Genomic DNA, 13,792 nt, shown 5'->3' on the forward strand with positions numbered 1-13,792 from the left:
GAAGAGTTTATGACACCTCAAGCGCGCGAAGCTATTTTAGCTGCTGACCGTGTTGTAGGTTATTTGACTTATCTTGACTTGATTAAAGACCTTATCGAAGGTAAAGAAACTGTAGGCACTGCCATGATGCAAGAAGTAGATCGTTGCCAACAAGCAGTTGATTTAGCGGTAGAAGGCCATCAAGTTGTAGTTGTATCCTCTGGTGACTCCGGCGTATACGGCATGGCAGGTCTTGTGTTGGAACTTGCTAATAAAGTGACAGCAGAAAAACGTCCTTCCGTAGACATCGTACCAGGTCTTAGTGCTGTAAACGTAGCAGCATCTGTATTGGGTGCACCTTTGATGCATGACTTTGCAGTCATTTCCTTGAGCGATTTGATGACTCCATGGGATCTTATTAAAAAACGTGCTGACCTTTGCGCACAAGGCGACATGGTTATCTCCTTGTATAACCCACGCAGTAAAAAACGCGTTACTCACTTAGATGAAGTTCGTGAAATCGTTCTTAAATACCGCGATCCTAAAACACCTGTTGGTATCGTGCAAAAAGCAGGTCGTCCAGGTCAACAAATGGTAATTTCTGACCTTGAAAACTTCACAAAAGAAGAAGTAGATATGCAAACACTTGTTATTATCGGTAACAGCCAAACCTATGTTGAAAACGGTCGTATGATTACACCTCGAGGCTACAAGTTATGATTTGGGTCATCGCTGGTACCTTGGATGGTCGTACCTTAGCGGTAGATATTCAAGAACGGACAGGTGAAGAGGTTCTCGTTACTGTTGTGAGTCAGTATGGGGCAGAGCTTGCTGCCCATAAGGGCATTACTGTTCATACGGGCCGTCTTAACCAAAAGGCTATGCAAAATTTGATTAAGGAACACAACGTACGTTTATTAATCGATGCAAGCCATCCGTATGCTGCTATTGTTACAGCTACGGCCCAAGATGCAGCAAAAGCTGAAGGTATTTCTTTTGTTCGCTTTGAACGTAAAGAGGTGCCATTGCCAGACTATGATAAATTGCATATTGTAGTTGATGAGGTAGAAGCCGCTAATTTAGCTGGCAAATTGGCAAAGGAAAACAATAAACATGTGTATTTGACCACAGGTAGTAAGACAATGCATATCTTTGCTAAATCTGATGCTTTACAAGATTGTGAAGTATGGACACGTATTTTGCCGACCGCAGAGGTGTTACAAATGATGGAAGACCTCAACGTGAGCCCTAAGCGCATCGTTGCTGTTCAAGGTCCATTTTCTTATGATATGAACCGCATCATGTTCCACGATACACAGGCAAGCGTTGTAGTTATGAAAAACTCTGGCCTTGTAGGTGGTGCTGATACAAAATTACAAGCAGCTATGGATCTCGGTATCCATGTTATTGTTATCGATCGTCCGCGTGTTAAACTTGAAAGTCACGTGGTATCGTCAAATGATGAATTTTTTAAATTATGGGAGGACACTAATGGATTACGTTAAAAATCCTAAAGCTATTGAAGATAAAAGCATGGAAATCATTTACGATTATGTAAAGGATTTAGGCTTAACAGATGATGAAGTACGCGTTGTATCTCGTACAGTACATGCGTCTGGCGATGTCGAATATGCTCAACTCGTAAAAATGAGCCCTGATGCTGTTCAAAAAGGTATTGAAGCATTGGATAATGGTGCAGACATTTATACAGATGTAGAAATGGTTCGCACAGGTATTTCTAAGCCAGCTCTTAAAATTCGCGGCAATGAAGTGCACTGCTTAATTAAAGACGAAAATGTAGCTAAAATGGCTAAAGAATTAGGTGTAACTCGTTCCATTGCGGCTATGCGTACCTTTGGTAAACAACTAGAAGGACAAATCGTTGCTATCGGTAATGCACCAACTGCATTGTATGAAGTGTTGCGCCTTGCTCTTGAAGAAGGCATTAAACCAGCTCTTATTATTGGTATCCCTGTAGGCTTTGTAGGTGCTGCAGAATCCAAAGACTATTTGATGGAAGTATCCCCAGTTCCTTACATCACTGTAAAAGGCAACAAAGGCGGTAGCCCAATCGCTGCCTCCGTATGTAATGCATTACTTTACACAGACGTAAAACGTAATGACATGCTCTTTGTGGAAGGTAAAGAATCTAAATAATATAAAACCCGAATCGTGTTTTAGTAGTTTTGCGATTCGGGTTTTACTGTATATATTTTTCAGAATAATTGCTAAACATAGTCAGATATAATGTATTAGATTTCTTATAATGTAGTTAATTTTGAGAGGGGGTTCATATGGCATCAAGTAATGAACGAAAATTATTTCGTGTATCAGTGATTTGTATCTTAATCATCGCCGTTATTATGAGCATGATTATATCTCTTATTTGGGGATCAACACCCGTATCATTAGCTGAGATTTGGCATACATTATGGTCTAGTGAGCTAACTGATACATCTTCACAAATTATTTGGAATATTCGATTGCCTCGCAATATTGTAGCTGCGTTAGTGGGGGCTTGTCTAGCTGTATCTGGTGCAATTTTGCAAGCAGTTATGAAAAATCCCCTAGCAGATCCACAGATTGTAGGGGTATCCTCTGGTGCCGGATTAGCTGGTGTTATCATATTTATTTTATTTCCTGGGTATGATCATATAGTTCCTTTAGTGGCCTTTTTAGGTGCTATGGCTGCAGCACTCATGGTGTATGCATTAGCATGGAAAAATGGAGTGCGACCTAGTCGTATTATCTTAGCTGGTGTTGCGGTCGCAGCCTTTTTAGGCTCAGGTATTTCAGCACTACTTGTATTCTTTGGTGATCGTGTACAAGGGGCATTGCTTTGGATGGTAGGAGGACTCGCTGCACGCAGTTGGCCTCAGGTAGAAGTGTTGTTTCCATATGCTATAGTTGGCCTTATTTTTGCCTGCTTAGGAGCTAAACGACTTACCATTTTAAGTTTAGGTGATGAAACTGCAAAGGGATTAGGCCTTAAGGTAGAACAAACACGGTTTATTATGACTGCAGTGGCTGCTCTTTTAGCGGCTGGTGCTGTAAGTATAGCTGGGCTTATCGGATTTGTAGGTTTGGTTATTCCCCATATGTTACGTCTTATAATCGGTAACGACTATGCATATTTACTGCCTGGATCCGCATTATTAGGTGCGTTAGTACTTGTTGTCAGTGATACAATAGGACGTGTTATGTGGAGCCCTATAGAGGTACCAGTGGGCATTATTATGGCATTCTTTGGAGCGCCGTTCTTCTTGTATCTATTGAGGAGGGATAACTAATGAATACCGCTATTGATGTAAAACAGTTATCCGTAACTCTTGGCAATCGTCATATTCTACATGACATTAATGTATCGGTTCCTATCGGTAAAATTACGACATTAATAGGACCTAATGGTTGTGGTAAAAGTACGCTTTTACGATCTATGATCGGATATATCCATAGTCCTCATGAATGTATTACCATATTTGATAAACCGTTACAATCATATTCTCAAAATCATCTGGCACGGCAAATGGCATTTTTGCCACAAGTACCGAATATGCCAAAGGATATGACTGTAGAAGAATTGGTATATTGCGGACGGTATCCATACCAAACATGGTGGAAAAACACGGCTAAAGAAGATCGTGAAATCGTTGATTATGCATTAGATATCACAAAAACGAATCATTTGCGAGAACAATTAATCCCATCCCTATCTGGTGGTGAACGGCAACGCGTTTGGATTGCTATGGCGCTAGCACAGCAACCAAAATTATTAGTCTTAGACGAACCAACAACATATTTAGATATTAATCACCAATTAGAAATTATGGAGTTATTGAAACGATTAAATAAGGAACAAGATTTAACCGTTCTCATGGTACTTCATGAACTAACACAGGCGGTTCAATATTCACATTATATGGCTGTTATAAAAGAGGGTCATTTAGTAACGTCAGGAGAGACAAGTAAAATTATATCGGATGAATTGTTTAGAGATGTATTCTCTGTAGATGTACAACTTGATACATTTGATAATAAAAAATATGTACGCGTAAAAGGATTAGTTGAGTAGCTTGATACTAATAAAAAAGAGGGCATTCCCTATTTGGGGGATGCCCTCTTTCGCATGACGTAATATATTAGAATGTAACATTAATACCGTATGCTTCTTTAACTAAACGTGCCATAGCTTCAGGTGTTTGTAGACCTGGGTTTAATAGGAATAGTTTAGATGGTAAGTATATTACGCGGTTATTTTGTACGGCTTTTAAATTAGCCCATGCAGGATTATCTGTCATAGCTTGTTTCATAGCTTTGGTAATTTCTTCTTCTTTACCCATTGTAACAACAAAGATAATATCAGGGTTATCTGCTGTCAATGTTTCAAGAGAGTAAGGGACCGTTTTGTCCTTGGTTGTGCCATCTAGGTGAGAGGAGACAACATTTGTCATACCTAGTTCTTTTACCATTGATGCAGTAACTGCTTCATCAGTTTCGGCAGTTACACCCTTTCCTGTGGCACGTAACACGGCAACACGTGCAGGTTGTTGATTCTTAACTGCATCTTTTATCTTGGTAATATTGTTTTCATAGGTAGTAATAACAGACTTAGCCTTATCTTGATGATTAGTTAATTCGCCAAGAAATGTTAACATTGGTACATTATCTTTAATACCATCGTAATCAAAAAGTACGGTTGGAATATTATTAGCTTGTAATTGGGATTCATATTTTTTATGTTGATTTACTAAACCCAATACTACATCTGGCTTCAAGCCTAATAATTGTTCCATGTTGATATTTGCAGTTTGACCAAGAGCTGGTAGAGCTTCTAACTCTGGTGCTAGTTTATCCGTTGTATTGGCACGGCTAATAGCCTTACCATCGACAGCATAAAGCATAGATAAAACAGAATTAGATAATACAGCAATTTTTTGTGGATCCTTTGGTACAGTATAGGTTTGACCATTAAAGGTCAATTCCTTCGTAGTAGCAGAAGAGCTGGATGTGGTTTTACCACACCCAGCTAGTGCTAGTACAATCATAACCAAAGCGATACTACCAAGTAGTAGTTTTTTCATGATGTACTCCTATGAATGTTATATATGCAATAACGATCTTAGTTATATTGATTATTTTTCTAATGCGTCCCAAGCTTCGTTAGCACGTTCAACGAATAAGTTACGGATGTTTTGGTTTTCACCTAAACCATGGATGTAAGTGTCAACTTTGAAGCCTTCTTTTTCAAGAATGGATTTGTGGGAATCTGGTTCGTTACCAGCCATGTCGTTGTTTGCATGGTCACCAGCAACCATCATGAAAGGCATCAATGTAACATGTTTAATACCATGTAATTTCAATTGAGGGATAACTTGTTCAAGATTTGGTGTACCTTCTACTGTGTAGATGAATACATTTTTCATACCAAGAGTATGGATACGGTCTTGAATTACAGAATAGTATGCATTGGAAGGATCTGGAGTACCATGAGCCATGATAAGAAGACCATCTTCTTTACCTAATTTAGGGAATTGGGATTGAACAGCTTTTAATGTTTCAATAACTTGGTCAGTTTGGTTTTCTTGACCCATCCAGTACATAAGAGAAGTACCGAGTGTCATTTTTTTGAAATCATTTTTGTATAAATTATATACTGCTGCATCGTAGTTATATTCCATACCAGGAATTACATCTAGAGATGCCAATGCAACGCGAGTGTAACCATCTTTTTTAAGTTCAGCTAAAGCTTCTTCAGGTGTAGGGTATGTTATACCTTCTTTTTGTTGGATACGATCACGAATAATATGGCTTGTGAAAGCAGTTATCACTTTAGTATTTGGGTGTGCTGCCTTAATAGCATCTACAGTAGCATCGATTGTTTTCACACGAGTATCTTTATAAGTTGTACCAAAGCTCATAACAACCATAGCATCTTTGTTTGGCAAGTTTTGTAAAGCTTCTGTATTATGTGTACGAACACCAATTGCAGCGGCTTCTTTCAATGCTGGTGTAGGATCTTTTACTTCTTCATTTAATTGATATGCAGCATTAGATACAACTGGTGCACCAAAGGATACTGCAAGACCTAGAATAGCGGATGCTAAAGCTAATTGTTTTTTCATTTCTATACTCCTATCTATAACTATAACTACACTAATATGCAATCATTTACATAGCTCTATTATAATGAAAACTATGGATTCATCGCATATATATAACCTTATTTCAATCGTAGCAAAGGGGAAAAGGGGTGTCAATAAACCCTATACCCCTAGAAGTATAGAGAAATTAAGAAATCCTTAATAAATTAATGTGATGAATAAAGTATGATAGTACATTTTATAATTATATTCTTGTTGGTTATAAGGATATGAATATGTGAATATATAAGTAATTTTATTTAGGATTATTTTGATGGGGCCCCATAATATTACTACAATTAAATTAATCGTTATAAATATTAATTTTGATATTTTTTCTCATTGACTTCTATAGATTAATCTTGTACTATTATTACATAGTAGTTGATAACAATTTTCAATTGTGAAAGTTGTTTCATGTATGAGTAATATGGAGGTCACATATGAAAGGCATAATTATTGCATCCTTTGGATCAATTTACCAAGATGCTGTGGAGAAATCCATTGGCAGTATAGAGAAAAAAGTACGTTCCATGTATAGTGATATGGAGGTACGCCGCGTATTCTTATCTGATGCATTAGTAGAGAAGTGGAATGAGAAGTACGAAGATAAGATTTCTTCTTTCACAGAGGCTATGCAAGATTTCGCTCGTATGGGTATCGATGAGGTGTACATTCAACCTATTACATTGGTGGCAGATCAGTGTTACCAACAAATGCGCAAACAAGCATTAAAATTTTTACATAGCAATGAATATGGTTTTAGTCAGGTTAATATTGGTAAACCATTGCTTACCTCTTTAGGTGTAAAAAATTATGCCGATGATTATGAAGCAACATTAGAAAGCATTGTTCGTCACGTTAATACAAAAGCACTTAATAAATCTGTTGTGCTCATGGCGAATGGTCAAAATCAATTAGAGTTTAGTACATTGCAATTAAAGGCGATGTATGGTGCAGCACCAAATGTAGTAGTATTTACTACAAATGGTTTCCCTACTTTTAAACAAGCTCTTACTTTCTTGGATCGTATGGGGCATAAAGATTTATTAGTTGTACCATTGGCTCTCATAGGTTCTACACATTTAATGGATTACCTTGGCGGTGAACGCTCCGATTCCATTTATGCTTTACTCGCTGAGGAAGGCTACAATGTTGATATCTGGAATGAAGGGCTTGGGGAAAATCCACATGTACAAGATTTATTCTTGAAACATTTAGGTCAAGCTATCCGCATGTCTGATCGTAAACGGCCCATGCCTAGAGAATCCGTAAAACCTGTCATGACAAATTCTCGCTTAGAAGCGCAAGGTTTGATTTCTTGATATTTGTTATTACATAATTAGACATACAACACTCCACTCTTTCACATTAATAAAAATCCTCCTTGTTGGACATCCAATGAGGAGGATTTTTACTTTTACCATGAAAGATAAGAATAATTTCTATTTTATACGTACCACGGTATGCCCCTATAGAATGGTCTATGGTATGATTAAGATACATTATTAGTTAATATAAGGAGACATTCATGAAACAAGCTATCTTAGTTGTTGCCTTTGGATCCACTGTGGACAGTGCTCGTGAACATAATATCGATTCCGTAGTAGAACATATTCGTAAATCGTATCCGGATTATACTGTAGAATTAGCTTTTTCCTCTCGTATCATCGTTAAGCGCTTACGTGAGCGTGGTATTGAGATTCCTACTGAACAAGGGGCGTTAGAAAAACTGATTCGAGAAGGTTATACACATGTATATGTGCAGCCACTTCATTTCACCGGTGGTGAAGAGTTCGATAAATTGAAAAATAATATCCTTGCTCATGAAGGGGAAGGACAACTCGAAGTATTGCGTGTAGGTAGACCTCTCGTATACTATATGGGACAAGAAGAGCACCCAGATGATTACCAAATCTTGATTGACCGTTTCATTAAATCTCTTAATATTTCTAAGGATGATGGTTTGTTATTGGTCGGTCATGGAGGTCTTGGTTCTGGCAATTCTTCATATGGTAATTTACAGTTTAAGCTAATCCGTAATGGACTTACAAATGTGCGTATTGCTGTACTTGAAAATGCACCATATGTGTCAGATGTAGCAATGCCTTGGGAATGGCTTGATGGTAAACGTCCAAAAACAATTTATGTACATCCTTTATTATTGGTACTCGGGGATCATGCACAAAATGATTTATTTGGTGACGAAGAGGATAGTGTTGTTAATGAACTTTCTGGAGCAGGATATGCGGTTAAACCAATTCATAGTGCTCTAGGTGAATATGAAGCGATTCATGATATTTTCCGTCAACATGTGCAAGATTGTATCGATGATTTGTATGGCAAACGTAGCCCACATCGTCCTGCAATTCCAAATATTAAATAGTATCTTTGTATATATTGTATAAATTGGTTATAATAAAAGATATTGCAATTATAAATAGAGTGTGACTATAAGAATAGGAGATACCCATGAAAGGTAAATTATATGGTATTGGCGTAGGCCCTGGCGATTCTGAATTAATGACTGTGAAAGCTGCTCGCATCGTAGGTGAAGCAGATATTATCATCACACCTAAAACAGAAAAGAAAGATGGTTCCGTAGCCCTTGATATCGCATCCCCATATATCCAAGAACATACAGAAATCGTTCCCGTAGTATTCCCAATGGTATTGGATGATTCTACACAGGAGGAAGGCTGGCAAGAGGCTAAACGCGTTATCTTGTCTTACTTAGATGAAGGTAAAAGTGTTGTATTTTTAACATTAGGTGATCCTATGTTCTACAGCACATATATGTATGTATACCGTTTGATTGAAAATACAGGTCATGAAATTGAAACAATTCCTGGCGTTACTGCATTCTGTGCAATCGGATCTCACCTTGGATACCCAATCGTAGAGAAGGAAGAGGTATTGGCCATCGTTCCAGCTACAGCGCCTAAAGAAAAAATCGATGCTGTATTGGCTGTTGCAGATGATGCAGTTATCATGAAGGTATATAAAAACTTTGATGAAGTACAAGAAACCTTGATTAAACATAATATGGCAGATGATGCGGTTATGATTAGCCGTGTAGGTTTGCCTGATGAGCAAGTATTCGTAGGTTTAGATAATATACCAAAAGATACTAAACTCAACTACTTATCTACAATTCTTGCAAAACGTAAGGATCGTTAACAAACACATCGTATTGCGAGGTAATATCTATGAACACAGTACAGATTCCACGTGTTGTCATTGCAGGCACCAATTCTGGTGTTGGTAAAACAACTATCGTCGCGGGCTTATTGGCAGCTTATGCAAATGGTGGACGTACGGTGCAATCTTTTAAAGTGGGCCCGGATTATATTGATCCGGGCTTTCATAAAATTGCATCCGGCCGTGAAAGCTATAATTTAGATACGTGGCTTGTGCCACCTCACAAGTTGACTCCTTTCTTTGCTACAATGGCACATGATGTAGACCTTGCTATTATTGAAGGTGTTATGGGCCTTTACGATGGTGGTCGAGAAGGCGTTAGTTCTACGGCTCAAATTGCTAAACAGTTAAATGCACCAGTGGTGCTTGTTATCGATTGCAAGGCTATGGGTGAAAGTGCGGCAGCTATTGCTAAAGGGTTCCGTGACTATGACCCAGAGGTAAACTTTGGTGGTGTCATCTTAAACCGCTTAGGCTCTGCTAATCATGAGCGTATGGTTCGTGAAGGAATGGATAAAATTGGCGTACCCGTTATTGGTGCTATTTACCGTGATGATCGTATGCATTCACCAGAGCGTCATTTAGGACTTACACCAGTTACTGAAATCGATCCAACAGAGGCGATTAATACGATTCGAGAAGCTGTTGAGAAGATGGTAAATCTCGATGCACTATTGGAAATTGCTACTAATGCACCAACTATCGAACTACCAGATGCTATAGATGTTAAAACCATTGAAAAACGTGTGAAAATCGGTGTAGCTTATGATGAGGCATTCTCTTTTTATTATCCTGCTAGTCTTGCTGCGTTAGAGGAAAAAGGGGCTGAGCTTGTTTACTTTAGTCCGCTTAATGACTCGGTAATTCCCAATGTAGACGGACTTGTATTCGGTGGTGGCTTCCCAGAAATGTTTTTATTCCAGTTATCTAGTAATGAGTCTATGAAGGAATCTATCCGCCAAGCTAATGCACAAGGTATGCCTATTTATGCTGAATGTGGTGGCCTTATGTATCTTTGTGAAAGTATTCATGACTTTGAAGGTTCTGTATATAAAACTGTAGGTATTGTACCTGCCAATTGTGTGATGCAACAAAAGCTTCAAAAGGTGGGATATGTTACAGCAACAGCAAAGAGAGATACTTTGCTAGGTGCTATGAATACAGCTATTCGTGGTCATGAGTTCCATTTCTCTACAATGGAGCCAACTATAGATGACTTCCCATGGGCTTTTCATTTAGAAGGAGGCCGTAAACCTCAATCGTATGACGGCGGCTATGCAACAAAAAATGTATTAGCTTCTTACTTACATTTGAACTTTGCTGGCTCTGATGAAGGGGCACAACATTTTGTTGATACATGTGCTGCTTATAAGGCCCAAAAGTAATAGATGTATAAATGTATTTAATAGATTTATATGACTATGTGTTATCACAATTACATTCTGCGGGACAGTTCGTATTAAAGGAGCTATTATGGAAGAACGTGGATTAATTCTAGTTAATACAGGGAATGGTAAAGGTAAAACAACAGCGGCATTAGGCGTTGTTTTACGTGCTGTCGGACAAGGTTTCAAGGTTCTTATATTACAATTTATTAAGAGTGGCAATGGTTATGGTGAATTGGCAGGTCTTGCTAAACTAGGTGATCAAGTTGAAATTCGCTCTATGGGAAAGGGTTTTATTTACTATAAACGTGATGAAGTAGGAGAAGCTGAACTTGCTCGTCATAAAGAAGCAGCTCAAGCCGCTTGGCGGACATTGGTGGAGGAAGTAAACTCCGATAAATGGGATCTAATTGTTATGGATGAAATAAATAATGCCATTAATTATGAGCTTATCGATGTGCATTCTGTAGTGGAAATGCTTAAAAATAAGCCAGAAAGACTTCATGTTGTTTTGACGGGTCGCTATGCTAAACCTGAAATCATTGATATGGCAGATACTGTAACGGAAATGAATGTAGTAAAGCATGCTTATGAAAAGGGCATTAAGGCTGCTAAAGGAATTGAATTCTAACTAAATTCAAAAAAATCGAAAAATATCGAAAAAGAACTTGCTAAAACTATATCGAAAATGTATAATATAGTCATAAGCACAGAGGTGCTCAATATTCTTGACATTAAGTATGTATATAAGACTAACCAGGAGGTTAACTATGGCTGTACATGATTACATTAAATCTGGCGATTTCGCTACTGAAAAACACGTTCCTGTTATCGAAACAGTTGACACTGTAAAAGCAGGTGAAACATTCCACGTTACTTTATCCGTAGGTAAAGACATTGCACATCCAAACACTGTAGAACATCACATTGATTGGATTAAATTATACTTCGTAGCTGAAGGCACTCAATTGCCATTCGAAGTTGGCGCTATCGAGTTCAACGTTCATGGTGACGGTGCAACTGCAAACGAAGGTCCTGTAGCAGCAGTTTCTGAAGGTACTTTAGCAGTAGCTTTGAAAAAATCCGGTAAATTGATCGCTGTTTCCTACTGCAATATTCATGGCTTGTGGGAATCCGAAAAAGATATCGTAGTTGCTTAATTTACTAAAACAACTAAAAAAGACCAGCCCTAGGGCTGGTCTTTTTGTATATCTATGTATTTCTAATCGTGTACTAAGGACGTAATTTAGACTATCAATAATTTATACTTGATAGTGTTATGATTAATATATGATATGACTATTTAATGTATATTCATTAATTTATAGACATATTATTCTATTTTTTATGTCCGCATAAAAAGGAGTTTTGTATCACTCCAGTGGAATAATTGCTGTACATCCCTTTACAGTGCTATTTGTTTGTGGTAAAGTATATGCATATTGATATTTAGTAAACATAGTTAAATGAGGGATTATTGTGGCCTTAATCGTTAAAAAATTTGGTGGCAGTTCCGTAGCTACACCAGAAAAAATATTTAATATTGTTGATCGCGTCCTTCGTGAGAAGCAAGCAGACGATAGAATCGTTCTCGTTGTATCCGCTATGGGTGATACAACTGATGACTTGGTAGCATTGGCTAAGCAAGTAACATCTAAGCCGTATGGTCGTGAAATGGACCGCTTGTTATCTACAGGTGAGCAAGTAACGATTGCATTGATGGCAATGGCTTTTAACGAACGTGGTCAAAAATCTGTATCTTTAACAGGTGACCAAGCAGGTATCACAACTAGTGATAGCTTTAATAAAGGCCGCATTTTGGGCGTAGATCCAAATCGCGTGTTCGAAGCTCTGGATGAAGGTAACATAGTAGTAGTTGCTGGTTTCCAAGGTATTACTGAATATGGTGACATGGTTACATTAGGTCGTGGTGGCTCTGATACAACAGCTGTTGCATTGGCAGGCGCTATGAAAGCGGATGTCTGTGAAATCTTCACAGACGTAGATGGTGTATATTCTACAGATCCTCGCGTAGCTAAGGAAGCTTTCAAATTAGAAGAAGTAACGTATGGCGAAATGCTTGAAATGGCTCGTCTCGGTGCAGGTGTAATGCAACCGCGTGCCGTAGAAATGGGTTTCCGTTATGGTGTACCTATTCATGTACGTTCTACATTTAGTGATAAACCAGGTACTATTATTCGGGAGGATTATACTGTGGAAGCAAATAAACACGTAATTACTGGCGTAGCTGATGATACTAATACGGCAAAAGTAGCCCTTGTAGGCGTTGAAAATAAACCAGGTGTTGCAGCGACTGTGTTCAAAGCATTGGCTGCTAGAAACGTTGATGTCGATATGATTGTTCAATCTATCCGTTCCGTTGGTGAACCAAAAACTGATCTTATCTTTACAGTAGCTATGGATGATGTTGTATTGGCTCGTGAGGTTTTGGAAGAATTACAAAAAGCAGTAGATATTGAAGCTGTTAATATCGACGAAAAAATGGCGAAAGTTTCCATTATTGGTGCAGGTATGTTAGGTCAACCTGGCGTAGCTGCTCAAATGTTTGATATCTTGAGCCAAGAAGGCATCAATATCGAAATCATTTCTACTTCTGAAATTAGTATTTCTTGCCTTGTTGCTGAAGAACGCGTAAAAGATGCTGTTCGTGTAATTCACAATGGCTTGTTGTTAGACCAACGAGGTTAATTTATTCATGGATAGTCTACGTAGTTTTATGGATGAAATGCTCAATGACCAAGGTCGTAAGGAAGGTTTCATTAGCGATCTACTAGGAAATCTAAAAAATCAGCCTATTCCTACATTGGAGCAAGCTCAAACTGGTTATACTACGGTAAGTAATTTGCATGGTATCTTCTACGATTATGATAAAGCAGAGGTTACTATTTCTTACAAGGTCGTACCAGATATGTATCAACCATATACATTGAGCTTTATACAATTCGAAGCCGTGTTAGAAGGTTTATTAACCTTGCGCCGCAATCAAAAGTGGCAAATGCAACATAATAAATAAAATGAACCCCATGGGCATAACCGCCTATGGGGTTTTGTAATTCGATAATTATT

The 13,792-nt window shown here is 38.2% G+C and carries 15 protein-coding genes; 13 read left to right on the forward strand and 2 right to left on the reverse strand.

What is annotated here, in order from left to right:
* Positions 1-9: 9 nt before the first annotated feature.
* The 5 genes from cobJ to ACMKPP_RS06110 all read left to right on the forward strand — a co-directional run bounded on the left by cobJ (position 10) and on the right by ACMKPP_RS06110 (position 4,051).
* On the forward strand, positions 10-699 hold the full coding sequence (cobJ, locus tag ACMKPP_RS06090; RefSeq protein ID WP_418369622.1) for a precorrin-3B C(17)-methyltransferase: 690 nt from the start codon (positions 10-12) through the stop codon (positions 697-699).
* Entirely contained in the window at positions 696-1,484 is a 789-nt protein-coding gene (gene cobK / locus ACMKPP_RS06095; RefSeq protein WP_418369464.1) for a precorrin-6A reductase, read from the forward strand. Before cobJ ends, cobK begins: the two co-directional genes overlap by 4 nt.
* A complete protein-coding gene (locus ACMKPP_RS06100) occupies positions 1,471-2,136 on the forward strand; it encodes a precorrin-8X methylmutase (RefSeq protein WP_004696261.1) in 666 nt (221 codons plus the stop codon). Before cobK ends, ACMKPP_RS06100 begins: the two co-directional genes overlap by 14 nt.
* Positions 2,137-2,273: 137 nt before the next feature.
* Positions 2,274-3,269, forward strand: coding sequence for a FecCD family ABC transporter permease (locus tag ACMKPP_RS06105; RefSeq protein ID WP_004697143.1), 996 nt, complete (start codon positions 2,274-2,276; stop codon positions 3,267-3,269).
* On the forward strand, positions 3,269-4,051 hold the full coding sequence (locus ACMKPP_RS06110; protein ID WP_278451680.1) for an ABC transporter ATP-binding protein: 783 nt from the start codon (positions 3,269-3,271) through the stop codon (positions 4,049-4,051). Before ACMKPP_RS06105 ends, ACMKPP_RS06110 begins: the two co-directional genes overlap by 1 nt.
* A 67-nt stretch (positions 4,052-4,118) precedes the next feature.
* On the opposite strand, the gene ACMKPP_RS06115 is transcribed toward ACMKPP_RS06110, so the two are convergent.
* Complete coding sequence (locus ACMKPP_RS06115; RefSeq protein ID WP_278451679.1) at positions 4,119-5,060, reverse strand: ABC transporter substrate-binding protein; 942 nt, start codon at positions 5,058-5,060, stop codon at positions 4,119-4,121.
* Between the two features lie 51 nt (positions 5,061-5,111).
* A complete protein-coding gene (locus ACMKPP_RS06120; protein ID WP_004696254.1) occupies positions 5,112-6,101 on the reverse strand; it encodes a sirohydrochlorin cobaltochelatase in 990 nt (329 codons plus the stop codon).
* Between the two features lie 461 nt (positions 6,102-6,562).
* Between ACMKPP_RS06120 and ACMKPP_RS06125 the strand changes: the two genes are divergently transcribed.
* The 8 genes from ACMKPP_RS06125 to ACMKPP_RS06160 all read left to right on the forward strand — a co-directional run bounded on the left by ACMKPP_RS06125 (position 6,563) and on the right by ACMKPP_RS06160 (position 13,739).
* Positions 6,563-7,444 carry a sirohydrochlorin cobaltochelatase gene (locus ACMKPP_RS06125; RefSeq protein WP_004696252.1) on the forward strand — a complete coding sequence of 294 codons (882 nt, stop codon included), beginning with the start codon at positions 6,563-6,565 and terminating at the stop codon, positions 7,442-7,444.
* A 206-nt stretch (positions 7,445-7,650) separates the two neighbouring features.
* Positions 7,651-8,505, forward strand: coding sequence for a sirohydrochlorin cobaltochelatase (locus ACMKPP_RS06130; RefSeq protein ID WP_024061918.1), 855 nt, complete (start codon positions 7,651-7,653; stop codon positions 8,503-8,505).
* An 86-nt stretch (positions 8,506-8,591) separates the two neighbouring features.
* A complete protein-coding gene (cobI, locus tag ACMKPP_RS06135; RefSeq protein ID WP_004696248.1) occupies positions 8,592-9,299 on the forward strand; it encodes a precorrin-2 C(20)-methyltransferase in 708 nt (235 codons plus the stop codon).
* A gap of 29 nt (positions 9,300-9,328) precedes the next feature.
* Positions 9,329-10,705, forward strand: a complete 1,377-nt coding sequence (locus tag ACMKPP_RS06140; protein WP_418369465.1) for a cobyrinate a,c-diamide synthase — start codon at positions 9,329-9,331, stop codon at positions 10,703-10,705.
* A gap of 88 nt (positions 10,706-10,793) precedes the next feature.
* Positions 10,794-11,336 carry a cob(I)yrinic acid a,c-diamide adenosyltransferase gene (gene cobO / locus ACMKPP_RS06145; protein WP_012864517.1) on the forward strand — a complete coding sequence of 181 codons (543 nt, stop codon included), beginning with the start codon at positions 10,794-10,796 and terminating at the stop codon, positions 11,334-11,336.
* Between the two features lie 139 nt (positions 11,337-11,475).
* Positions 11,476-11,865 carry a class II SORL domain-containing protein gene (locus tag ACMKPP_RS06150; protein WP_004696242.1) on the forward strand — a complete coding sequence of 130 codons (390 nt, stop codon included), beginning with the start codon at positions 11,476-11,478 and terminating at the stop codon, positions 11,863-11,865.
* Between the two features lie 319 nt (positions 11,866-12,184).
* On the forward strand, positions 12,185-13,414 hold the full coding sequence (locus ACMKPP_RS06155; RefSeq protein ID WP_418369466.1) for an aspartate kinase: 1,230 nt from the start codon (positions 12,185-12,187) through the stop codon (positions 13,412-13,414).
* 7 nt (positions 13,415-13,421) lie between these two features.
* Positions 13,422-13,739 carry a hypothetical protein gene (locus tag ACMKPP_RS06160; protein ID WP_298711330.1) on the forward strand — a complete coding sequence of 106 codons (318 nt, stop codon included), beginning with the start codon at positions 13,422-13,424 and terminating at the stop codon, positions 13,737-13,739.
* Positions 13,740-13,792 lie beyond the last annotated feature (53 nt).

The sequence above is a fragment of the Veillonella parvula genome, assembly GCF_048309325.1.
Classification (GTDB): Bacteria; Bacillota; Negativicutes; order Veillonellales; family Veillonellaceae; genus Veillonella; species Veillonella parvula_T.